Source organism: Campylobacter sp. P091 (genome assembly GCF_002138935.1).
Taxonomy (GTDB): Bacteria; Campylobacterota; Campylobacteria; order Campylobacterales; family Campylobacteraceae; genus Campylobacter; species Campylobacter devanensis.
This window is the reverse complement of record NZ_MJKZ01000001.1, coordinates 171,626-195,500: the sequence shown is the minus strand read 5'-3', so window position 1 is coordinate 195,500 and position 23,875 is coordinate 171,626. Positions and strand designations below refer to the sequence as shown.

The window sequence follows — 23,875 nt, the reverse complement described above, 5'->3', positions numbered from 1 at the left end:
GATTTTTAGATGAGCGTGAGTGTAAATTGGGATAAGATTAATGGTATGCTCCCAGTAGTAGTCCAAGAGGCTACTACTAGTGAGGTCTTAATGCTTGCATATATGAATCAAGAAGCCTTTGAGCTTACTAAAAGTACTGGTCTAGCTCACTACTACTCACGCACTAAATCTAGAATTTGGAAAAAGGGCGAAGAGAGCGGTAATTTTCAAATTGTTAAATCCATTAGCCTTGATTGCGATAGTGATGCTTTGCTTTTAAAAATAGAACAAATAGGTGGTGTAGCGTGTCATACTGGAGAGAAATCTTGCTTTTTTAATCATTTAAATTTAGAACAAAACAGCAGGCCAAATTTAAATAAAGAGATAAAATATGATATCTTAGATCATCTTTATCATATTGCACTTAATAGAAAGCTAAATTCAAGTTCAAATTCATATATTGCTAAACTTTATACAAAATCTCCAGATAGTTATCTTAAAAAAATATCTGAAGAAGCGTGTGAATTTGCTCTTGCAATTAAAGATTTAGAGCGCTTTAAGTTATATGCAAATATGAACAAAGAGAGTTTTGGTGAGCATAAACCAGGTCAGCCAAAATATGACGCTATTTACGAGGCAGCTGATGTGTTATTTCATATGATTGTTGCGTTAGCTGATTATGATATTCATCCAAATGCAGTACTAGAAGAACTAAAACGCCGTGAAGGTATAAGCGGAATAGAAGAGAAGAAAGCCCGTGACAAATAGTATATTTTCTACCATTAAATTTTATGTAAGCAACTTTGGATTTTATGATTATGTCGCAGTTTCGTGGGTAATTTTGCTATTTTTGGCGCTATTTATTTTAGCCATTTATATGATGTTTAAGCGTCCATTTTTTGCTATAATTTTATTTTTGCTTAGCTTTGTAGGGCTAGGTGCTGGTATAAATTATTCACTTAAATTTATTGATGATGTAACACGCCCAAAAGATGTAAATATTGCCCCACTTCGTCAGTTATTTTACTCTGATGTTATGATAGCTGATATAAATATAACCAATAAATCCAAACAACCATTTAAAAAGTGCCGAATAAAGCTAAGTTTTCACAATATCGGAAAAAGCAAATTTGAAAATTTAAAATTTAAATTTAACCCATTTCATACAGAGGTAATTATAACTGAGCAGATTGAACCTGGCAAAACTGGGGAAATCAAATTCGTTATGAAAGAATTTCGCCCACAAAACTATACCACCACACTAAGAACGGAGTGTTTTTAATGAGCTATTTTAATATATTTCATATAATAGTATTGATACTGATTTTATCGATGTTTGGTTTATTTACCTATTTAATAATCCTAAAAGAACACCGCACTAAACAAGCTATTAGTCTACTTATTGTTAATGTTGCTATTATGAGTTGTTTGGCTATGATTTCAATGATGCTAATTGATAAATATACCAAAGTTGCTGAGATTATCAATTTAGAGGGTAGGCGCACCTTAATCAATGAGACTATTAGTTATAGTGGTATTATTAAAAATGTTGGTTATGGTTATATTAATTCATGTACAATCAATATTGAATTAATCAATACTCCAGAAAAAGGATTAGAGGCTAGCAATTTTGAAAATCGTGGATTTTTTGATACTTATATTGGTAGTAATCATAGCCAAAAAGGTTCACAAAAAGGTGAATTTTTAATACTCAAAGACCTTCCAAGCGGTGATCAAAGAGGCTTTAGCTTTACAATGCCATATCCTGCTCACTTTAAAAACCATACTACAAATTATACGCTAGATTGTAAATAATTTAAGTCAAATTTAAATTTGGCTTAAATATTTATATATAATTTTCTTATAATAATTAATCTGTCTATTTTAAGTTATTATAAATCTAATATGAGCTAAAATATATAATAAAAAATTTCAAAGGATAAATATGTTCAAAAATATGAAACTATCAGTTAAACTTGCTTTTGCGGGTTTTGTATTTACTGCCTTGATAGTAGCTACCGTTGCTGGTATCGCCACATATCAAGCCATAAATAGAGTCGAGTCGAATTCTGCTGCCTTCATGGAAGCTGGTTCTTTATCACAAGCAAATTACATCGCTGCTGAATTTAACAAAATTTCCGATGCTTTAAATGCTTATAAAATAGCTATGGAATCATCATTAAATTCCGGTATAGCTATGCCTGTTGATATCATAACAAATATGTTAAGCGAAGCCATAAAAGATCAAAAAATAGCCGCTGGGATATTTTTCTACACTACAGATGACAGCATATACGCCAAAAACCCAAATTCAAACGACCCACGATATACCCAAGCTGGCGATCTAGCCATATATGTCAATTATCACAACAGACTTGAGCGTATCGAAGATAACTTCAAAAGCAAAGATTATTACGCAAATGGCCTAAATAAACCAAGATTAACCGAGCCTTTTAGCGACCATATAGAGGGTAAAAACATAACAATGGCTTCTATGACTTTTCCTGTGAAATACAAAGGCAAAACAATAGGTATAATCGGTGCTGATTTGGATTTAGAAACATATTTTATAGATAGATTAAAAGAGATTAAACTATACAAAAGCGATACAAGCTTCTTAGTCTCAAACAAAGGTATAATGGTAGCCAGTCCTAACCCACAAAATAGGGGATTAGCTATCCAACAAGTAAATCCAAATCTAGCTCAACTACTACCAGTTTTAAATAACAAAGAAATTGATTACGCTACAGTAGCAGCTATGAGCAAAAGCATACAAGAACACGCTCACTTCAACCTATCCAGAGTAAATATGCATAATATGGATGAGAATTGGGGTCTTGCTACACTAGTTCCTACTAGAGAGATTTTCGCTGAAATCTCATCAGCTAGAAATAGCTTAATAATTGTAGGCATAATAGTCGCTATAATCGGTGGATTTTTCCTATTCTTCGCTACAAAAATGCTAATTACTAGAATAGAAAATATCAGAGCTTTACTATCAGATTTCTTCGATTTCTTAAACCACAAAAGAGCCGACGCTCGCCTAGCAGTAATTACCAATAACGATGAAATCAGCCAAATGGCTAAGGCTATCAACGATAATATCGTAATCGTAAAATCAAATTTAGACAAAGACTCAAAAGCCGTTGAAGAGTCTCTAAAAAGAGCTAGCGAAGTAGAAAACGGAAATCTAACCGCTAGAATCACTCTAAACCCAGCTTCACCAGAGCTATTAAAACTTAAAAATGTCCTAAACAAAATGCTAGATGTCTTAGAGCAAAAAGTAGGTAACGATATCAACGCCATCCAAAGTGTATTTGATAAATTCAAACAGCTAGATTTCACCGTAAGAATAGAAAACCCAAAAGGCGAAGTCGAGATAGTTACCAATCTACTTGGCGATGAAGTTACTAAAATGCTAAGGGCAAATCTAGAACAAGCAAACAACCTACAAAATAAAGCCGATGAGCTAAAAGGCTTTGTCGCATCACTAAACGAAGGTGCTAAATCTCAAAGCGAATCCCTACAAGAGAGCGCCGCAGCGGTTGAAGAGATGAGTAGCTCAATGAACTCTATAAATGATAGAGCTAGTGAAGTTATCAAACAAAGCGAAGATATCAAAAATATTATTACAATAATTAGAGATATCGCAGACCAAACAAATTTATTAGCCCTAAACGCAGCCATCGAAGCAGCTCGTGCTGGCGAGCATGGTAGGGGATTTGCCGTGGTGGCTGATGAGGTCAGAAAACTAGCTGAAAGAACTCAAAAATCCCTAGGCGAAATCGAAGCAAATGTCAATATCCTAAGCCAAAGCATAAATGAGATGAGCCAAAGTATCAGCGAGCAAACAACAGCTATAAACCAAATCAACGAAGCTATAGTAAATGTCGATGGTCTAACTAGACAAAATACACAAATCGCACAAGATAGCAATGTAGTAGCAAATGAAGTTGATATGATTGCAAATGCAATTGTGCAAGAGGTTAAGAAAAAGAAATTTTAAATTTAGCTTTTTATATTGTAACAACTCTTACTATTAAAAGTTATACTATTAAAGCCCCCACTCTATTGTGGGGCGCTCTCATTAAATCAATCACAATATATATTTTTACTCTAACCTCCCCCATCCCCTCAAATAAATCACACCCCCATAATATTTTAATATCTCATCCAATCCAATCTAAATTCCACTCTAAAAATTATAAAATCACTTAGCCTAAATCTATAATATATAATCTAAATTTAATTAATTACTCAAATTTATTAAAAAATTTGCAATATTTTCTTCAAATTTATCAAAATCCCCCCCCCCATATATAAACTTTTTAATATTTGGTTCGATATAATAAAAACAACCCCTAAATGGATTTAAGTTTTATAGGGAAATCTTAACACAAAGGAAAAGTTATGAGCTTTAGAATAAATACTAACATCGCAGCGATGAATGCTCACGCAAACTCACAAATCACAGATAGAGAGCTTACTAGCTCACTTGGTCGCCTAAGCTCAGGTCTTAGAATTCAAACAGCAGCTGATGATGCATCAGGTCTTGTTATTGCTGATTCACTAAAAAGCCAAGCTAGCTCTTTAGGTCAAGCCATATCTAATGGTAATGATGCAATTGGTATTGTTCAAACTGCTGATAAAGCTATGGATGAACAGATTAAAATACTTGATACTATTAAAACTAAAGCTATCCAAGCAGCTCAAGATGGTCAAAATGCTGATTCTAGAAGAGCTTTACAAAATGATATCTCAAGACTTCTTGAAGAACTAGATATGATAGCTACTACTACAAGCTTTAATGGCCAACAACTACTAAATGGAAATTTTTCAAACAAAAACTTCCAAATAGGTGCTTATAGTAATGAAACTGCAAAAGTAAGTATAGGTGCTACAAACTCAAATACAATTGGGCATACTAGGTTTGAGACACTAAAAAATGTGGTAGCTTCTAATATTTCTCAAATGGCAGATGCAGTTGTTAAGCTAAGTGGTATTGATGGTTATCCGGGTGGTTATGTATTTCAAACGATTAGCGCAAAAACATTACAAACAGATGGTTTAAAAGCTGTAGCTGAAATGATGAATGGCGTAAGCGATAAAACTGGTATAAGAGCTGAAGTTAATAATACTCAAATTTTTGGCCAAGCAATTGCTGCTGGTACAATTAAAGATTTTATGATTAATGGTGTTAAAATCGGAAATATTACTGTAAAAGCTAATGATTCTGACAATGCTCTAATCGGTGCAATTAACGCTAAAAAAGATGAAACTGGAGTAGAAGCAAGCCTAGAAAATGGTAGACTAGTCCTAGCTGCTAAAGATGGTAGAGCTATTAGGCTTGGTTCAACATCTACTGGTGCTACTACTGTATTTGGTGCTAAAACGGGTGCTTCATTAGCTGGAGATGCGCATTCGGCTGGTACGGTTTATTTAGGTCAAATCACATTTATTCGCCAAGATGCTAGAGATATTAAAGTTGGTTTAGGTGGTATATCCTTAGTATCTGGTTTTACTGCTGGTGACGCTATGATAACCGCTGCTAATGCATCAACTGGTTATGCTCAAGCTTCAGTAAATTTAAAATATATGAACGCAGGAACAATTGTTTCAGATACGGCTAACGCAATGGGCTTTTTTAGAGGTGGCGAAGCATCTACTGGAACAGCTCAAGCTGGAGGAGTTAACACATATGCAGGCGCTCAAGCTATGGTTGATGTAGCTGAAGCAGCTAGAAAAACTCTAGACAGGCTAAGAGCCGACCTAGGTTCAGTACAAAACCAATTAATAGCTACGCTAAATAACATTACAGTTACCCAAGTAAATGTAAAATCAGCTGAATCTCAAATAAGAGATGTAGACTTTGCTAGTGAGAGTGCAAACTTCTCTAAATATAACATTCTAGCCCAAAGCGGAAGCTACGCTATGAGTCAGGCAAATGCTGTACAGCAAAATGTCTTAAAACTACTACAATAAGTTAGTTTTAGTACTACGCCTAAACACAAGGCGTAGTAATCTTTTATATAAATTTAACTAATCACACTACTAGGGATATTTACAATCCTATCAGCTTTGTGCTATCTCATCAATCTCACAGACCATTCCAATTCACCTATGCTCGATACATATCCAGTATCAATACACTGCCATAGATACTCCATCTCTACCTAGAAGCCTTGGAGAGTATAGTGGAATTTTTTACTATTGTATTCATTTTTGATAAATCTTACTATCTCTTTGCATAGTGGTTTGCTATATTTACATTTTTGCATCTAGATATCTCCCTTTTTCTATGTGATTAAACTCAGGTAAAACTTGCATAAATTCCGCCATTATCGCATCTTTATCAAATTTTCCATCTGCTATCATTGATTTTATATTTGCCTCAAATGTATTTAGACCTGCCCCATTTATCACCGGCTCATTCTCTATCACGCCAATACTAGCAAACCGCTCCATATCTAACTGCTCATTATCTGTGTAAAACTCCTCATAATCTTTCTCGCCGGTTGTATCGCTACTACCAAATAGGCACGCCCATTGTCCATTTTGTGCTAGTTGAGCAGCCTTTGCTCTAGCCTCATCTTCATTTTTACATATATATGGCTCATAGCCTCTAAAATGTAGATAACGCACAGCTATATCACTGAATTTTATCAAATTTAGCTTCTCATCTAGCTTTGGAAAGAAAATCTCTCTATTTTCTCCAAATATCGCACTTAATAAACATAATTCGCCAGATTCCTTAGGCGTTATAAAATATCTACGAACATCATTTGGTGCTACAATTGGCTGGAGCTTTTTGATTCGTTGTTCAAATCCGTGTAATAAGCTTCCATCGCTAAAGGCGACATTTGCAAATCTAGCCATACTTACTGGTGTTAAATTTGATCTGTAAAATGCAAACATCTCCATAATTCGTTTACTAGCCCCCATCATATTAGCAGGATTGGCCGCTTTATCGCTACTAACAGTGAAATATCTTTTTGAGCGTTTCATCAATTCATCACTATTGAATATATTTGTTTGGATTAGTCGCATTAATGTATATGGATCCTTTTCGCTTCTTACATGCTTTAAAGCGCTTAAATTTAGCACATAATCATACTCTTTAGAATCCATAAAATCAGCAAATATCTGCGATCCAGCATCTATAGCATATGTAGCAAACTCGCCTTGTATATAGCCATAACTACTTCTAATATCACGCACTAACTCTACTAAGTTATTTTCACTAATATCAACTACATCAAGACGCATTGGCTCTCTAGCAAATATCTCTTTTACTACCGCTGAGCCGATGCTACCAGCGCCACCAACTACTAAAAATTTAGAACTAGAAATACGCTCATTTAATTCATCTTTAAGTCTAGCCATATCACTATCAAATAGCGACTCACTCCTACCTATAAGATTTAAAACATCAATCATTTTATACTCTTTTTTTGATTATATTTTACCAACTTATAGCTGAATTTAGTAAATTTAATACTCTTTTACCTCTGGTTTCCCAGAGGTAAAAAGGACTTGTAAAGTTTAATGAGTTTTAAAGTGCGAGTTGATTAAATCACTCTACGAACGACCGCACACCGTGAGTAGAGTTAAGAGGCTTTTATCATTGCATAGCAATGAAATGTATATTACTAAAACTAACTTATTGTAGCAGCTTTAAGACATTTTGTTGTACAGCATTTGCCTGACTCATAGCGTAGCTTCCGCTTTGGGCTAGAATGTTATATTTAGAGAAGTTTGCACTCTCACTAGCAAAGTCTACATCACGAATTTGGCTTTCAGCTGATTTTACATTTACTTGAGTAACTGTGATGTTATTTAGCGTAGCTATTAATTGGTTTTGTACTGAACCTAGGTCAGCTCTGATTCTATCTAGACTTTTTCTAGCTGATTCAGCTACATCAACCATAGCCTGAGCACCACCATAAGTATTTACACCACCATTTTGGTCTGTCAACTGACCAGCATTAGAGGCTCCACCATCAAAATACCCCATTGCTTTAGCAATAGCTGCACTAATTGTTCCTGAGTTCATATATTTTAAATTTACGCTAGCAGCATTATATGTAGCCGAAGCAGATACTGCCTCACTAATAGGAGCTGCAGACATACCGCTAATAGCAGATAGACCACCTTGCAAGCCAATTTTAATATCTCTAGCATCTTGGCGGATAAATGTTATTTGGCCCAATAATAACGCACCACCAGATGTAGAATAAAGAGCGCTTGTACCAGCAGTATATCCACCCATAAAGCTTGCACCAGATAAAATATTTAATCTAATAGCCCTACCATCTTTACTAGCTAAAACTAGTTTTCCATTTTGCAAACTAGCTTCTACTCCGGTTTCATCTTTTTTAGCGTTGATTGCACCGATTAAAACATTATCGCTATCATTTGTTTTTGTAGTGATATTTCCAATAGTTATACCATTAATAATTAAGCCTTTAATAGAACCAGCTGATATAGTATTGCTAAAGATTTGAGTATTATTAACTTTTGCTCTTACACCAGTTTTATCGCTTACACCATTCATCATATCAGCAATTGCTTTATAGCCTTCAGTTCTAAAAATCTTATAATCAAGTTTTTCAAATTCATAGCCATTAGGATATCCATCAATTCCGCTAAGTTTTACACTAGCACTCACATTGGAAATTGTACTAAATGATGAATATCTTGCATTATTTGTAGTCTCAAACCTAGTATGCCCAATTGTATTTGAGTTTGTAGCACCTATGCTTACTTTAGCTGTTTCATTACTATAAGCACCAATTTGGAAGTTTTTGTTTGAAAAATTTCCATTTAGTAGTTGTTGGCCATTAAAGCTTGTAGTAGTAGCTATCATATCTAGCTCTTCAAGAAGTCTGCTAATATCATTTTGAAGTGCTCTTCTAGAATCAGCATTTTGACCATCTTGAGCTGCTTGGATAGCTTTGGTTTTAATAGTATCAAGTATTTTAATCTGTTCATCCATAGCTTTATCTGCAGTTTGAATGATACCTACAGCATCATTAGCGTTAGCAATGGCTTGACCTAGGGAGTTAGCTTGAGAGCGAAGACTATCAGCTATCGCCATACCAGAAGCATCATCAGCTGCTGTTTGAATTCTAAGGCCTGAGCTAAGGCGACCAAGAGAGCCAGTAAGTGCTCTATCATTTACTACAGAGTTAGCATGCGCATTTAAGGCTGCTACATTTGTGTTGATTCTAAAACTCATCTTTAAGTCCTTTTCTTAAAAAATTAAAAGTTCGATGGGGTATAAGCAATGTGTGTTCCAAAATTTGAAATTTATCAAAAATTTAAATTTTTATACCCAAATATATGAAAATCAAAATTGAATTTAGAGTAAATTTTAAATTATCTCATAAAATTTATATTAAAAATTTCTTAATTAAGTAAATTTTTATAGAGTTTTTGATATTATGCCAAATATTTTTAAAAAAGGAGTATAAATGGATGCGATAAACACCCTATTTATAATGCTTTGTTCGCTATTGGTTTTGCTAATGACTCCATCACTAGCAATGTTTTATTCTGGGCTAGTTCAGGCTAAAAACGCATTAAATACTATAATGAATTGCTTCATAGTCTTTGGATTAGTATCATTTACTTGGATATTTGTTGGCTTTTCATTAGCTTATGAGGGTGATTACCTTGGTATTATAGGTGATCTTTCGGCTGCTTTTTTAAATAATGTCGAAGGTGTAAATGCCAATGGAGTCCCGCAACTTCTCAATGTGATATATCAAATGATGTTTGCCCTAATAGCAAGTGCCGTTATCACAGGATCGCTTGTTGGGCGTGTAAAGCTTGGTGTTTTGGCGATATTTTTGATCTTTTGGAGTATTTTGGTCTATGCTATTTTGGCTCATATGATTTGGGATGAGCAAGGATTTTTACTAACTCGTGGTGGACTAGATTTTGCTGGTGGCGGTGTCGTTCATATCAGTGCTGGGACAGCTGGGTTAATCGGCGTTTTGATGGTGGGCGCTAGAAAAGAGATAGCACATATCAGTGAGCAAGCTCACTCTATACCTTATGCCTTTTTAGGTGGTATTTTGCTATTTATAGGTTGGTTAGGATTTAACTCAGGTAGCGCTGGAAAGGTAGATGAGATCGCCGTAAATGCCTTTATAGTTACTATTATTTCAGCTTCTAGCGGATATATAGCTTGGATATTTATGGAAATTTTAAACAAACAAAAACCTAGTATATTAGGCTCTTTAAGTGGCTTAGTAGCTGGACTTGTAGGTATCACACCAGGTTGCGGATATGTAGGCATAGCAGCTAGTATAATAATCGGCGCTAGCACAGCTATTGTCTGTTTTTGGGGGTTGATAGTTATCAAATACAAACTCAAACTAGATGACTCATTAGACGCCTTTTCATTACATGGATTTGGCGGTATATGGGGCGCTTTGTGTGTGGGGTTATTTGCTACTAAAGAGATAAATCCTAGTATTGAATTTGAAGGATTATTTGTAAGCTTTAATACGCATTTACTTTTAGAGCAGATTATGGGAGTTGTGGTTTGCTTTGGGGTTTCGGCTATTATTAGCTTTGTGATATTTAAGGTTATATCATATTTTACCCCACTTCGTGTAGATAGTGAGCATGAGAGCATGGGTCTAGATGCTAGCCTACACGGCGAGAGCGCTTATAAAAGATAGATTGAGTTTAAACTATCTTTATTTACTATGAAATTCGCAGATTAATGGTATTTAACTCACTAAATCTGCGAAATTAAATTCCAAAATTCTTAAATCAAATTATATCGATTTTATAATACCAGTAAATATCATTATTTGAGCTATTTTTAAACTATATGGTTTTAATCATATTTGAGTCTAAAATTTAGAGATTTCAATTAAAATACAAGAAAAATATTATAAAATAATAAGCTTGTATTTTATAATATTTTTAAGGTTTTAAGATGATTTTTGAGCGACAAGATTTTCAGCAAGAGTGTATAAATAATATTATAGCCATTCTTCAAGATTTTAATTTTAAAGAACAAGACAATCTTAAAGAGTGCCTAAAAAAATTTTATAAAAATTATCCATTACCTTATAAAGCTACTAGCGATAAATTAAATTTAGATATCCTTATGGAGACTGGTACTGGTAAGACATTTACATATTTAAATTTGATATTTGAATTAAATAAAACCTATAAACAAAATAAATTTATTATTTTCGTCCCTAGAAAGGCGATTTTAGAATCAGTAAAACAAAATATCAAGCTTACTCAAAATTACTTTTATAATATCTATAAAAAACATCTCAAAACCTACATTTACAGCGATACAAAAAGCAAGTCTTCTATCATAAATCACTATATAAAAAACGAAGATGAGCTTTCAGTTTTGATCCTTACAAATAGTGCTATAGATAAAAAGGACAATATCCTAAATCGTAGAAGCGAAAATTTATTTAATGATGGAAGTGTATTTGAAAATATTATAAATTTAAAGCCTATTTCTATTATCGATGAGCCTCATCTTTTAAAGGGCGATAAATTTAGTGCGAATTTTTCTAAATTAAATACGCTCTATTTTAGATTTGGTGCGACTTTTCCAAATGAAGATGAATTTAAACTATCAAATGTGGCCTATATACTTGATAGCGTATCAGCGTTTAAAAACTATCTTGTAAAACAGATAAAAGTAAGCCAAATAACTAGCATAGATGATGATCTTGTTTTATTAGAAGCAAACACCAAAGCTAAAAAAGCTATATTTTCTTATTTCGTTTCAGGAATAGACAAAAAAATTACTTTACATTACGGCAATGATTTGGGATTAATTGATTCTAAATTTCGTGGCATAACCCTCCAAAAAGTTACCAAAAACAGAGCCCATTTAAGCGATGGTAATATAATAGAAACCAAATCATCTTATAGATTAAATCAAGATGAGATAACAAATTTGCTAAAAATATCTATAGATTTACATTTTGAAAAAGAAGAGCTTTTATTTACTCAAAATATCAAAGCTTTAAGCCTATTTTTTATCCCAAACATAGATGATTTTAGAGGCGAAAAACCTTTTATCAAAACCAAATTTGAAGAGCTTTATAAAGCAAAAAGAGAAGAGATTTTAAAGCAAAATATAAGTGATGAGTATAGAGCTTATCTTATGCGTGATTTTGATGATGAGGGCAATTTATGCGTTCATCAAGGCTATTTTAGCGGTGATGCTAAGCCAAGTAAAGGCGAAAAAAACACAGACAAAGAGAGCCAAGAAGCAAGAGATATAAGACTTATCTTAGAAGAAAAAGAAAAGCTCATTAGCTTTGATACACCTTTGCGTTTTATATTTAGCGTTTGGGCACTACAAGAAGGCTGGGACAATCCAAATATTTTTACACTCACAAAACTTGCAAGTAGCTCAAGCGATATCAGTCGCCACCAACAAGTCGGCCGTGGGCTAAGACTTTGTGTAAATACAAGTGGCAAGAGAGTTACGCACAACTTTATGAATTACAATGATAGCTTGTTTTACGATATTAACTCGCTTGATATGGTAGTAAGCGGAAGTGAGCGAAGCTATATAGAAGGCTTACAAAATGAGATAATAAATTCTAGTTTTAGCTTTAATGGTAGCGTTTTGTATAAAAATATTCTTAATGTATTTGAGTTAAATTCAAATCAAATAATGAGATTTTTCATCAATTTAGAAGATAATAATATTTTAGAATTTGATGAAGAAAATGACAGCTATAATATCATTTCACCGATTTATGAGTATATGCAAAATAACGAAACTATAAAAAATATTTTAAAAGATAAATTTGATTCTATTCTAGAAGTTTTCAAAGACTCACCAAATAAAACAAGTCAAATAATAAACAAAAATTTAAATCAAAAAATGATAAAAATAAAGACAAATTTAGCAAAAGAGTTTAAAGAGCTTTGGCAAACTATAAATAAAAAATCCAAAATCGTCTATAAAAATATAAAAAACGATGAGCTTATAAACGCCGTAGTAACTAAATTTAACAATCAAAAAATAGAGCCAAATTTCATCTACTTAGAGACCAAAAAATACGACACGCAAAAAAATAAAATCATCACTGAAAACACTCAAATAATAGATAAAATAACTCATAAAAATATAAAAATATTAGAGCTTTTAAAAGATTTTTGTACCGCTCAAAAATTACCGATAAATTTTTGCGTAGAAATTTATAATAAACTAGACAAAAATATCATCAAAAACAATCCCAAAAAAGCATTTGAGCTATTAAACAATATAATAAAAGATAGCTTACACACTAGCCTTATATCTTCTGTATCTTATGAATTTTGTCAAAATCAATTCTCAAATTCAAGCATAGAAGATGCCTTATATGACAGCTTTGGTGAGCCTAAAAGTAGTATAGAAGCACACAAACTAGGCAGATACATTACAAAAGACAAAGCCCCAAGCGGTGCGTATTTGTATGAAACAGCCGTGTGGGACTCAAAATTAGAAGAAGAAGTTATCTTTGAAGATATCAAAAGCGTAGGAAACTCTGAAATTAGAGTTTTTGCTAAACTTCCTAAATTTAGCATTCCTACACCTTTTAAAGATTATGAGCCTGATTTTGCCTATTTGCTAAAAGACAAAAATGGCAAAAAGATATTTTTTATTTGTGAGACAAAAGGCTATGATACAAAAGAACAAATTCCACCAGATGAAGTAAAAAAGATAGATTACGCTAAGAAATTTTTTGAAAGTTTAGAGCGTGATTTAAACGATATTAAAGTTAGTTTTCAAACACGCATAAACAAACAAAAATTAATAGAAATTTTACAAGAGGTACTACAAAATGATAGATAAAAACCTAATCAAAGAAGCAAAGATAAAAGAGCCTGTAAAAAATGAGTTTTATGAACTCTTAAAAAGCAAATTTCCTCAAACCATAAATAGCGATGGAGCGATAAATTTTGACGCTATAAAGATGCTTTTAGATATCAAAGTAAAAGAAAATATCAAAGGCTATGAGTTAAACTGGATAGGCAAAGGTCTAGCAAATGCCCTTTATAACACGCCTTGTGATAAAGAACTTAAATTTAATGCTGATAAAAGCAAAAACACAAACTCAACCCAAAATATAATAATAAAAGGCGATAATCTTGACGCACTAAAACTACTTAAATCAGCATATTATGAAAAGATAAAAATGATCTACATAGACCCACCTTATAATACCAAAAATGATGATTTTATCTATCCTGATGATTTTAGAAAGGATTATAAGCAAATTTGTATAGAAACAGGACTTATCAAAATAGAAATAGATGAATTTGGCAATGAAACAGAGGTGCTAAGCGAAGCTATGGATTTTTTCACTAGCGTAACAAGCACCAAAAGCCATAGCGGTTGGCTTAGCTTTATGTTGCCACGCCTTAAACTAGCAAGAGACTTGCTAAAAGATGATGGAGTGATATTTATCAGCATTGATGATAACGAACAAGCGAATTTAAAGCTACTTTGTGATGAGATTTTTGGGGAAGAGAATTTTGTAGCTGATTTTATTTGGTGGAATAAATATACAACTGCAAATGACACAGATATATCAAATCAGCACGAATATGTTTTATGCTTTGCAAAAAACAGAGCTGTGTTTAATGCCAATTTGTTGCCTAGAACAGAAAAACAAAATATTAGTTATAAAAATAAGGATAACGATCCAAAAGGTGCGTGGAAGCCTACCCCACTTCATGCTAGAAGCGGTAACGATAGCAATATTTATACAATAGAATTCCCAAATGGCATTTCTTGGACTGCCCCAAAAGGTAGATATCCTAGATATTCAAAAGAAAATTTATTAAAATTATATAATAATGGAGAATTATATTTTAATGCAAATGGTGGCGTAGATAAAAAAACATATTTATCCGAGGTTAGGAATGGGATATCGTGCGGAACATTGTGGCACTATGATAACTTTGGGCATACTCACTCAAACAATGAAGAATTAGCAGCTTTATTAGGTAAAGGAATTTTTAATGATCCAAAAGGAACTAAATTATTAAATAATATAATTCAATTAGCTACAAATCCAACTGAAAACAATATCATCCTAGACTTCTTTGCAGGAAGCGGTACTACCGCTCACGCTGTAATGGCACAAAACGCACAAGATAATGGAAATCGCAAATTTATCCTAGTTCAGCTTGATGAAAAGATCGATGAGAAAAAGAGCAAAACCGCCTTTGACTTTTGTAAAAATGAGCTAGGAAGCAAGGAGCCTGTAATTAGCGATATTACGATTGAAAGAGTCAAAAGAGCAGGAAATAAACTTGAAAAACCAAATTTAGACACAGGATTTTGCGTCTATGATTTAACCGATAAAGATACTCTTATACAAAAAAGTGATGGCTCATTAGAATTATATCTAAACAGAGATTTAACCCCTTTGGATAAAGCCTTAAATTTAGCTCTTCAAAGTGGAAAAACGATTGATATAAAGTCTGAAGAAATTTGCAAAGATAAACTTTATAAATTTGATGATAGCTACTATATTATAAGCTACGATAAAAATGTGCTAGAAAGCCTAGAAGCAACCACAGATAAGCCTGTTTATATAAGTGGATATAACGATATCAAAATAGATGATTTTTTAAATTTACAAAGCGTTTTAAAAGATAGATTAAATGTAGTGTATTAAAAAAGGAGATATTTTGGGAAATTTTTTTGAACTAACAACGAAAGAGCATTATATGGGCTCTAGAAATGAGATACTAGGGGTAGATTTAGAGAAAAATCCAGAGAATTTAGAGAAATTTATCAATGATTCTATAATGCTTAATGACATGAGTAAAAAAGATCGATATATAACTAATCTATATAAAAACGGCGCTTGTCTTATTTATAAAGATTTAAGCCAAAATAGTGGATTAATAATTAAAATAGCAAAAGTAGAAGAGCAAAGTATTTTGGCTTCTATCTATCCATTTTTTAATAATATAGGGCTTATATACAAAGCAGAAATTTATACTATATATGTTTGGGAAGATGGTGTAAATGCGCAAATAGGTTTTGAAATATCTGATGATCATAGTATAGAATTTTTAGATACAAATTTTTTATCTCAAAGAGAAAAGTATATGCCAAATAAAGAGTTTCAAGCTAGAATTTATGGTGTTGCTTTTTTAGCTTGCGAATTAAAAGATGAAGAGATAACCTTTGATATCAAAACTGATGAAGAAGCTAAGATATTTGATAAAAAAATAGGTGAAAGCATTATCTTACACACTAATCAAATGCGAAGTTGCATTTGTGGCGATGAAAATGTAAGCGATATAGATGAATATACTATCACAGGCAGAATTAACGCTATAAGAAAAATAGATTTAGATTTTTGCGGGACTGAAGCTTTTATATGTAGTGTTGATTGTATCACTGTGAATTCAAGTGAATTTATGGATATGGAAATTCTTATAACAAAAGATATTTGGAAAGAAGCAAATCCACCACAAATTGATAGTTTTATTTACGCTAAGATATATTTTGCTGGGGAGATTTTGGATTGAATTTATAATAAGAGGGTTAAATCGTTAAATTTGCCAAAGTAGTTTTGTATATATAAAAATATAAAAACTAAGCGATTTTATCTGATTGCCAATAACGATATAAATGCCTTCTCTAAACTCACCTATTTTTAAATTTATTTATTTGATATTCTAGCCAAAGTCTTCATCCCACTTGGATTTATCTATATTTATAGATACTTACCAAATTATTTGGAAATAATTAAATCACAACTGAAATTAAAAATAATCAAAAATAACTATAAAGCCCTAAAATAGGAATTTGAGATAAATAAACAGAATTAAAAAAGATTGATTGAAAGAAATTTAATTGGTGGGTTTACCAGGACTCGAACCTGGGACCATCCGGTTATGAGCCGGATGCTCTAACCAACTGAGCTATAAACCCACTTGAAATAAGAGTTGAAATTATACAGAATAATTCCTTAAATCTATATAAAACAACTCTAAAAATTAAAATTAGACTAGATAAATTTATCTTTAAAGCTGACTTTGTTTATCTCTCATTTTATTAAATTCATCATTAATAACAGATGAATTTGGCTCTTGCGACATTCTTTCTAACATATTGTTATAGCGATTTACCAGCCAGATTACAAGAGATGATAGCAAGAATGCAGGCAATAATTCATAAACTATACTTGAAAGACCAAATAATATCCATAAAAGTACCGTTACACCACCGATTATAATTCCAGCAAGCGCAGATAAGGCGCTCATATGACGTGAATATAGACTAAATAATAAAACAGGTCCGAAGCTCGCACCAAATCCAGCCCATGCATTACCCACAACTCCAAGTACTGTATCGCTAGAATTAAATCCAATAATTGTAGCAATCACAGCTACAATTATAACCGAAATTCGCCCCGTCAATACCTGAGTTCTATCGCTTACATCATGTTTATAAAAAGCAAAGATAAAATCCCTAGTAACAGAACTAGCGCTAACTAAAAGCTGAGATGATATAGTACTCATAATGGCTGCTAAAACTGCTGAAATAATCACACCTACAATAAATGGGTGAAATAAAGTGTCACCAAGCTTTAAAAATACAGTCTCTGGATCAGATAAAGGATTGCCATTTTGCGAAAAATATACAAAACCAATAAGCCCACTAGCCATCGCACCAACTAAGCCAATAACCATCCATGAAATTCCAATGCGTCTAGCCGAGCTAAGCTCTTTAGCATCTCTAATAGCCATAAACCGCACAATAATATGCGGCTGACCAAAATAACCAAATCCCCAAGCCAAAAGCCCCAAAATACCTAAAAATGTCTGTCCGGCAAAGATATTTAAATGGTCATAATTTGCTGCGTGACTATACTCATTTAAAAGCGCAAAAAAGCTTGAGCCTTCTGGAATATCAATACTAAAATATGCTACTAATGGGATACAGACCAACACTAAAAACATTAAAATACCTTGGAATGCATCAGTTAGACACACAGCCTTAAATCCGCCAAAAAATGTATAAAATACCACTATAAATAGAGTTACTGCAGCACCAAGAGCAAAATCTAAACCAAAAAAGCTCTCAAATGTCTTACCTCCTGCGATGATACCACTACTTACATAAAGTGTGTAGAATACCAAAATAAAAATTCCTGAAATTATGCGTAAGACTTTTGTTTTATCCTTAAATCTATTTTCTAAATAATCAGGAATAGTAATGCTATCGCCAGAAATTTCAGTATATACCCTAAGCCTACTGGCTAAATACTTATAATTCGCCCACGCACCAATGCTAAGTCCTATAGCAATCCATGCATTACAAATTCCACTTAGATACAACGCTCCAGGCAATCCAAGAAGCATCCAACCACTCATATCACTAGCGCCAGCACTTAATGCGGTCATAAATGGCCCTAAAGAGCGATTATCTAGCAAGTACTCATTTAAATTTGACTTTTTATTATAAGCTAGGCGACCAATCACCAAAAGCACCGCAAAATATAGCCCAATAGCTAAATAGGTAGTAAAATCCAAATTCTCTCCTTATTTACTGTTTTTTTTCTTTAAATATTTTTCATCTATATAACCCATATCTGCAAGCTTGTCAAAAATTCTAGTAAGTATCGGTCCAGCCGCACCTCCACCGCTTGCACCATGTTCTACCAATACAGTTACTATATATCTAGGATTCTCGTATGGAGCATATCCTGTCATCCATGCATGTGAGCGCTCATAGTATTCCATATCAACCTCTTTTATGCGCACCTTATCTTCTTGACTAATTCCTACTACTTGAGCAGTACCTGATTTAGCCGCTATGGTAACCTTTGATGGGCTTAATACTCTAAATCCTGTACCGCCTGGAATATTAGCTACTGCATGCATTCCTTCTCTTATATATTTTAGAGCTGATTTTTCTTTTTGGCTTAAAATATCTCTAGCATGCCACTCTTGAGGCACTCCATTAATACTACCAATAAAATGCGGTGTAACATCATGCCCCATTGCAAAAATTGCCGTATCTCTAGCTACTTGCATAGGAGTTGCTAAGAAGCTACCCTGACCTATACTAGTATTAATAGTATCACCTTGATACCATGGCTGATTTAATCTATTTTTTTTCCACTGAGCATCTGGAACAATTCCTATATACTCATTTGGCAAATCAACTCCAGTTTTAACTCCAAAGCCATAGCGTCTAAGAACTGGCGCCATAATATCAATTCCTACATTATATGCTCCACGATAAAAATATGTATCACAGCTATCACGCAAAGCCTCGACTATAGTCATCATCTCAGAGCCATAATTTTTCCAATTTCTAAATTTTCTATCACCTAGCTCAAGATATGGATCGCAAAGTATCCGTGATGTTGGCGCATATTTTCCACTCTCAAAAAATGCCATACCCATCGCCATCTTTACAACGCTTCCAGGTGGATATAGTGCATTTATTAATTTATTAGTAAATGGATGATCTGGATTATTCATCATCTCATTCCAATCGCTTTGACTAATACCAGTTACAAATTGATTCAAATCATACTCTGGCAAGCTTGCTGCTGCTAAAATAGATCCATCAATTCCGTCCATAACTACTACTGCACCAGCTGGACGATCAAAAGCTTGATATAAGTACTTTTGTAATTCCAAATCAATAGTTAAAGATATATCAGTACTGCTTGGCTTAATATAACCAATCTCTTCTACAACCTTATTTAGTGCAGTAACCTTGGTAGTTCTTTGACCTTCTACTCCTTGTAAAATTTCATTATAATAGCGCTCAATTCCACTACGACCTGTATAGTTAGTCAGTTTTGAAAGCGGATTTGCCTCTATATCTTTTAAATTTGCCCTACCAACATATCCAATAACATGGCTAGCTAACTCACCTAATGGATAATGACGGATAGAAACTGGATTTACCGAGGTATTTTCACGCAAATTTAGCCTAGCAAAATGTGGTAAAACTCTATCATAATCTAAAAAATTTACAACATTTACAAAATCTTGTGAATAAGGAGAGTCGTTTTTGATATACTCTCTTTTTAGCTTTGTAGCATTTAAATCTGGAAACACTGAGATTATAAAGTTTATCTCATCATCTAATACTTTTAAATTTCGTCTTAAATGTGGCTTAATAGAGATCTCAAATCCTAATTTATTTACTGCTAAAGGCTGGCCATTTTTATCTAAAATTTGACCACGAACCGGAGCAATATCTTCAGTTTTTATTGCATTTTTTTCGGCAATCTGCTCATAATACTCATTTGATTTAATACTTAAATAATAGATACGAGTAAGCAAAATAATCCATACAAGAACGATAATTCCATACACAATAGTTAGTCTCATAGCACCCGCCCTCTAAATATTACAAGTGCTATTAGTGATTCTATCGCAGCATATAGCAAATACTCATAGCTTAGCTCAAGGCGAGGCTGATTAAGTATATAAAGCGCAATATTACTCATAACCAAAGTAAGAATATAGCCTGAAAATACATATATAGTTATTAATAGCTTTCTCCATTTGATATTTGTCTTTAGCCAATCATCAAGAAGATAGTAAAATAACAACCATGCTAAAAGCACCGAGCAAAACTCAAATCCATTTAATTGTTCAGCAAAAAATAAAAAGGCTACAGTTAGATACCATCTTTTATCTTTTACCCCAAGCGTTCGCTCAATCTCATCACTAAGTATTATTAAATAAGCAAAAAATATCCCTATAAGAGATGGTAAAAATAGCGATGTTAAACTAAATATCTCATAGCCTATAACAGATATACAAAAAAGGCTAAATCTTAGAGATTGTGAATTAGTGCTATTTCGTTGCATACTGGAAAGTGTTTGCATTTTATGCAATCGGCCCAAATTTTTTGCGCTGGAAGCTTCTCTTTAGAAATTTCTTCAAACCCTAAGTTTTTAAAAAATTCACTTCTATAAGTAAGAGTAAAAACTTGAGCAATCTCAAGCTCTCTAGCCTGAGCTAATAAGGCATTTACTAGTCCACTACCTACGCCTTTGCCTCTATAGGCCCCATCAACTATCAAGCTTCTAACCTCAGCTAAATTTGCTGCGTGAATATGAAGAGCGCTATATCCAATGAGCCTATCATCATCAAAAGCCAATGTATATGAGCGAATATTAGTAGCTATCTCATCATCACTTCTAGGCAAAATCACCCCATTTTCAATCTCAGGGCGAACCAAAATCTGCATACTAGCTATATCTTTTAATCTTGCTTTTTTATACTCTATCATTTTACACCAAATACTGCATTATATATCGCTTTTGTCGCTTTATCTATACCGGTTTTTTTACTACTTGAGACCAAAATAGCAGCTGGATCAATCTTTAAAACAGCTGACTTTTGACTCTGATTTAGTTTATCTGATTTTGTGTAAATATTTAATACATTCTGGTCAGGTCGGACAAATTCATTTAGATACAAACCAAGATTTTCATCTTTTTGCAGCCCCGCATGTCTAGAATCTATCAAATGGATAAAAGCCTTTATACTAATACGTTCACGCAAATATTTATCTAGATTTTTTTGCCATGCATTATGCATACTTTTACTAACTTTAGCGTAACCAAACCCAGGTAAATCCACAAAAATCAATGGAACCTTATCCTCGCCATTATCGACTATAACCTCAAAATAGTTAATTAGCTGAGTTTTACCTGGTGTAGAGCTAGATTTAGCCAAGCCATGGTGATTAGTTAGTGCATTAATAATAGAGCTTTTACCAACATTACTACGCCCTAAAAACGCCACTTCGCTTATACCAAACTCAGGAGAATCATCAACTCCTTGAGCTGAGAGTAAAAACTTAGCACTTACGATTCTCATTTATCTTCTACCTGAAATATAAATTTAACTGGCTTTTTATCCTTGCTTTTGACACTATAAACACCTTTTAACTGATCTACTATAATTTCATCACCAAAAATTTTCTTATCACTATCAACTTCATGCAAAAATGCACTACCTTTTAAGGTGTAAATTTGCCCTTTTGGCTCATAGGTTAGTAAATCGCCACTACCATTATACTTTTTACCATCTAGTAAGATACTAAATTTGGCATCACTTATTGCCTCATATTTTTGCGGTTTTCGATTTTTATCAAAGTAAATTTTAACACGATTTGCAGTTAATGTATCGCTTTTACCTTTTTTAATTAATACATTACCTACAAGTTCTCCAAGTCCTACTTTCTCATCAGCATAGAAGCTATCAGCGCTTACTTCGACCTGATTTGCACTTACTACACCATAAAAGAATGCAACAACTATAAAAGATTTAACTATTTGTAAAACCAACCTTTAACTCCTTTTGCAACGATATGATTACTATCAAGTGCATATATCACGCTTTTTCCTACTATTTTATCACTATTTTGCAATAATTCAAATGGGACACTGCTTAATAATGTTTTCTCCATCATTAGATACTGAATTTCACTAGAGTTGTAGCGCAAATTGGTATCTAAATTTAGATATCTCACATCGCCAAAAAATGTTATATTATTATCTTTATAAATAGCCTCATTTGAGGTGATGTTGTGTCTATCTTTTTGGATAAAGGTAACATTTGGCTGAATAAATTCATTATAATCATCATAGGCTATAACACTTTTAGATGTAAATTTAGCATATGTATTTGTAGAATTTATCTCATAGCTTATTACTCCATCTGCTTGCATATTTGCTACCTTTATACTGTTACTTTGCAGGCTAGTTTCATATGGGTTTTGTAACATTAACGCCACTACGCTCATACTAAAAAGAGCCACAACAAAATAAAAAATTTTTATAGCCAACGCCCAATCCACTCATCACGTAAATTTTCTCTATCAATGATAATTTCTATCATCTCTCTAACTGCACCATAACCGCCATTTTTACTTAATTTTATATCTGGAGTAAGTGCTTCAAAAGCATCATTTGGTGCAAAACTAATAGCTACATTTTTTAACAATTTCATATCATTTAAATCATCGCCAATAGCAGCTGCATTTTCTAAGCTTAGTCCTTCTAATTCTAAAATCTCCTTAGCCTTAGCAAGTTTATCGCTTACACCTTGAAAACAATACTTAATCTCTAGCTCTTTGGCTCTATCAGCTACGATTTGAGAGCTTTTACCTGTAATTATGGCCGAAATTTTACCCATACGATTCCACTGTTGTATGGCAAATCCATCTTTTACATCAAATCTTTTAAATTCATCAGATAAATTAGTCTTATAAAGACCACCATCACTCATACATCCATCAACATCTAAAAATATTATCTCTATCATAATACGCCTTTGGTGCTTGGAATTCCTATCTTATCATTTTTAGCCACAGCCCTACGAAATGCCACAGCAAAAGCCTTAAATGTAGCTTCTGCTATATGGTGAGAGTTTGTACCTCTTTGCTTTATTATGTGTAAGGTAATGCTTGAATTCATTGCAAGTGCTCTAAAAAACTCCTCTACAAGCTCGCTATCAAAGTTTCCAATCTTTGGATTCATCTGTGATTCATAGACCAAAAAAGGTCTATTAGATAGATCCAAAGCACACTCCACAGCAGCCTCATCCATAACTACAACTGCATTGCCGTATCTCTCCACGCTACCAAGCGGATATAGAGCTTCCTTGATAGCTTGACCTAGTACGATACCGCAATCTTCTACGCTATGGTGATCATCTATATGTAAATCTCCTTTGCAATAAAGCTTAATATCCATTAAAGAGTGCTTTGCAAATGCAGTTAACATATGATCAAAAAATCCAATACCAGTATCTATATCGCTATTACCGCTTCCATAAATTTCAAGCTCTAAACTAATATCAGTCTCTTTTGTTTTTCTTTGTTTTTTTATCATTA

The 23,875-nt window shown here is 33.2% G+C and carries 19 protein-coding genes, 1 tRNA gene and 2 pseudogenes; 10 read left to right on the top strand and 12 right to left on the bottom strand.

Features of this window, described 5'->3' with window-relative positions:
• The first annotated feature begins 9 nt into the window (after positions 1-9).
• From hisIE to CIGNP91_RS00950, 6 genes and pseudogenes are all read left to right on the top strand, one after another.
• A complete protein-coding gene (hisIE, locus tag CIGNP91_RS00970; protein WP_086233388.1) occupies positions 10-747 on the top strand; it encodes a bifunctional phosphoribosyl-AMP cyclohydrolase/phosphoribosyl-ATP diphosphatase HisIE in 738 nt (245 codons plus the stop codon).
• Positions 737-1,261, top strand: a complete 525-nt coding sequence (locus CIGNP91_RS00965; RefSeq protein WP_086232332.1) for a DUF2393 family protein — start codon at positions 737-739, stop codon at positions 1,259-1,261. Before hisIE ends, CIGNP91_RS00965 begins: the two co-directional genes overlap by 11 nt.
• Entirely contained in the window at positions 1,261-1,794 is a 534-nt protein-coding gene (locus CIGNP91_RS00960; protein ID WP_086228270.1) for a DUF2393 family protein, read from the top strand. Before CIGNP91_RS00965 ends, CIGNP91_RS00960 begins: the two co-directional genes overlap by 1 nt.
• 130 nt (positions 1,795-1,924) lie before the next feature.
• Positions 1,925-2,530: pseudogene (locus CIGNP91_RS08895) on the top strand (cache domain-containing protein); the annotation flags it as partial.
• Between the two features lie 441 nt (positions 2,531-2,971).
• Positions 2,972-3,985 (top strand): annotated as a pseudogene (locus tag CIGNP91_RS08890) (methyl-accepting chemotaxis protein); the annotation flags it as partial.
• 404 nt (positions 3,986-4,389) lie between these two features.
• The gene (locus CIGNP91_RS00950; RefSeq protein ID WP_086253116.1) at positions 4,390-5,961 is read left to right on the top strand and encodes a flagellin B; all 1,572 of its coding nucleotides are present in this window, start codon (positions 4,390-4,392) and stop codon (positions 5,959-5,961) included.
• Between the two features lie 282 nt (positions 5,962-6,243).
• On the opposite strand, the gene CIGNP91_RS00945 is transcribed toward CIGNP91_RS00950, so the two are convergent.
• On the bottom strand, positions 6,244-7,416 hold the full coding sequence (locus CIGNP91_RS00945) for a UDP-N-acetylglucosamine 4,6-dehydratase (RefSeq protein WP_086253115.1): 1,173 nt from the start codon (positions 7,414-7,416) through the stop codon (positions 6,244-6,246).
• A gap of 223 nt (positions 7,417-7,639) precedes the next feature.
• Positions 7,640-9,217, bottom strand: a complete 1,578-nt coding sequence (locus CIGNP91_RS00940) for a flagellin B (protein WP_086240294.1) — start codon at positions 9,215-9,217, stop codon at positions 7,640-7,642.
• A 235-nt stretch (positions 9,218-9,452) separates the two neighbouring features.
• On the opposite strand from CIGNP91_RS00940, the gene CIGNP91_RS00935 reads away from it, so the two are divergent.
• From CIGNP91_RS00935 to CIGNP91_RS00920, 4 genes are all read left to right on the top strand, one after another.
• Positions 9,453-10,670 (top strand): ammonium transporter, encoded by a 1,218-nt coding sequence (locus CIGNP91_RS00935; protein ID WP_086253114.1) that lies wholly within the window; start codon positions 9,453-9,455, stop codon positions 10,668-10,670.
• Positions 10,671-10,933: 263 nt separating this feature from the next.
• The gene (locus tag CIGNP91_RS00930) at positions 10,934-13,822 is read left to right on the top strand and encodes a restriction endonuclease (RefSeq protein WP_086253113.1); all 2,889 of its coding nucleotides are present in this window, start codon (positions 10,934-10,936) and stop codon (positions 13,820-13,822) included.
• Positions 13,812-15,656: a site-specific DNA-methyltransferase gene (locus CIGNP91_RS00925; RefSeq protein WP_086253112.1), complete on the top strand. Its 1,845-nt coding sequence runs from the start codon at positions 13,812-13,814 to the stop codon at positions 15,654-15,656. Before CIGNP91_RS00930 ends, CIGNP91_RS00925 begins: the two co-directional genes overlap by 11 nt.
• A 13-nt stretch (positions 15,657-15,669) precedes the next feature.
• On the top strand, positions 15,670-16,521 hold the full coding sequence (locus CIGNP91_RS00920) for a hypothetical protein (protein ID WP_086229456.1): 852 nt from the start codon (positions 15,670-15,672) through the stop codon (positions 16,519-16,521).
• A 329-nt stretch (positions 16,522-16,850) separates the two neighbouring features.
• Here CIGNP91_RS00920 and CIGNP91_RS00915 read toward each other — a convergent pair.
• From CIGNP91_RS00915 to hisB, 10 genes are all read right to left on the bottom strand, one after another.
• Positions 16,851-16,927: transfer RNA gene (locus tag CIGNP91_RS00915), tRNA-Ile, on the bottom strand.
• A gap of 92 nt (positions 16,928-17,019) precedes the next feature.
• A complete protein-coding gene (gene putP, locus CIGNP91_RS00910) occupies positions 17,020-18,531 on the bottom strand; it encodes a sodium/proline symporter PutP (protein ID WP_086253111.1) in 1,512 nt (503 codons plus the stop codon).
• 9 nt (positions 18,532-18,540) lie between these two features.
• Positions 18,541-20,352, bottom strand: a complete 1,812-nt coding sequence (mrdA, locus tag CIGNP91_RS00905; protein ID WP_086253110.1) for a penicillin-binding protein 2 — start codon at positions 20,350-20,352, stop codon at positions 18,541-18,543.
• Positions 20,349-20,837, bottom strand: a complete 489-nt coding sequence (locus CIGNP91_RS00900; protein ID WP_236845044.1) for a hypothetical protein — start codon at positions 20,835-20,837, stop codon at positions 20,349-20,351. The genes mrdA and CIGNP91_RS00900 overlap by 4 nt, the downstream gene beginning before the upstream one ends.
• Positions 20,804-21,262 carry an N-acetyltransferase gene (locus CIGNP91_RS00895; RefSeq protein ID WP_086224192.1) on the bottom strand — a complete coding sequence of 153 codons (459 nt, stop codon included), beginning with the start codon at positions 21,260-21,262 and terminating at the stop codon, positions 20,804-20,806. Before CIGNP91_RS00895 ends, CIGNP91_RS00900 begins: the two co-directional genes overlap by 34 nt.
• The gene (yihA, locus tag CIGNP91_RS00890; RefSeq protein WP_086226441.1) at positions 21,259-21,855 is read right to left on the bottom strand and encodes a ribosome biogenesis GTP-binding protein YihA/YsxC; all 597 of its coding nucleotides are present in this window, start codon (positions 21,853-21,855) and stop codon (positions 21,259-21,261) included. Before yihA ends, CIGNP91_RS00895 begins: the two co-directional genes overlap by 4 nt.
• A complete protein-coding gene (locus tag CIGNP91_RS00885; protein WP_236844743.1) occupies positions 21,852-22,325 on the bottom strand; it encodes an LptA/OstA family protein in 474 nt (157 codons plus the stop codon). Before CIGNP91_RS00885 ends, yihA begins: the two co-directional genes overlap by 4 nt.
• Positions 22,310-22,825, bottom strand: coding sequence for a hypothetical protein (locus CIGNP91_RS00880; protein ID WP_086253109.1), 516 nt, complete (start codon positions 22,823-22,825; stop codon positions 22,310-22,312). The genes CIGNP91_RS00885 and CIGNP91_RS00880 overlap by 16 nt, the downstream gene beginning before the upstream one ends.
• A complete protein-coding gene (locus tag CIGNP91_RS00875; protein ID WP_086224188.1) occupies positions 22,816-23,304 on the bottom strand; it encodes a KdsC family phosphatase in 489 nt (162 codons plus the stop codon). The genes CIGNP91_RS00880 and CIGNP91_RS00875 overlap by 10 nt, the downstream gene beginning before the upstream one ends.
• Entirely contained in the window at positions 23,301-23,873 is a 573-nt protein-coding gene (hisB, locus tag CIGNP91_RS00870) for an imidazoleglycerol-phosphate dehydratase HisB (protein ID WP_086224186.1), read from the bottom strand. The genes CIGNP91_RS00875 and hisB overlap by 4 nt, the downstream gene beginning before the upstream one ends.
• Positions 23,874-23,875: the final 2 nt, after the last annotated feature.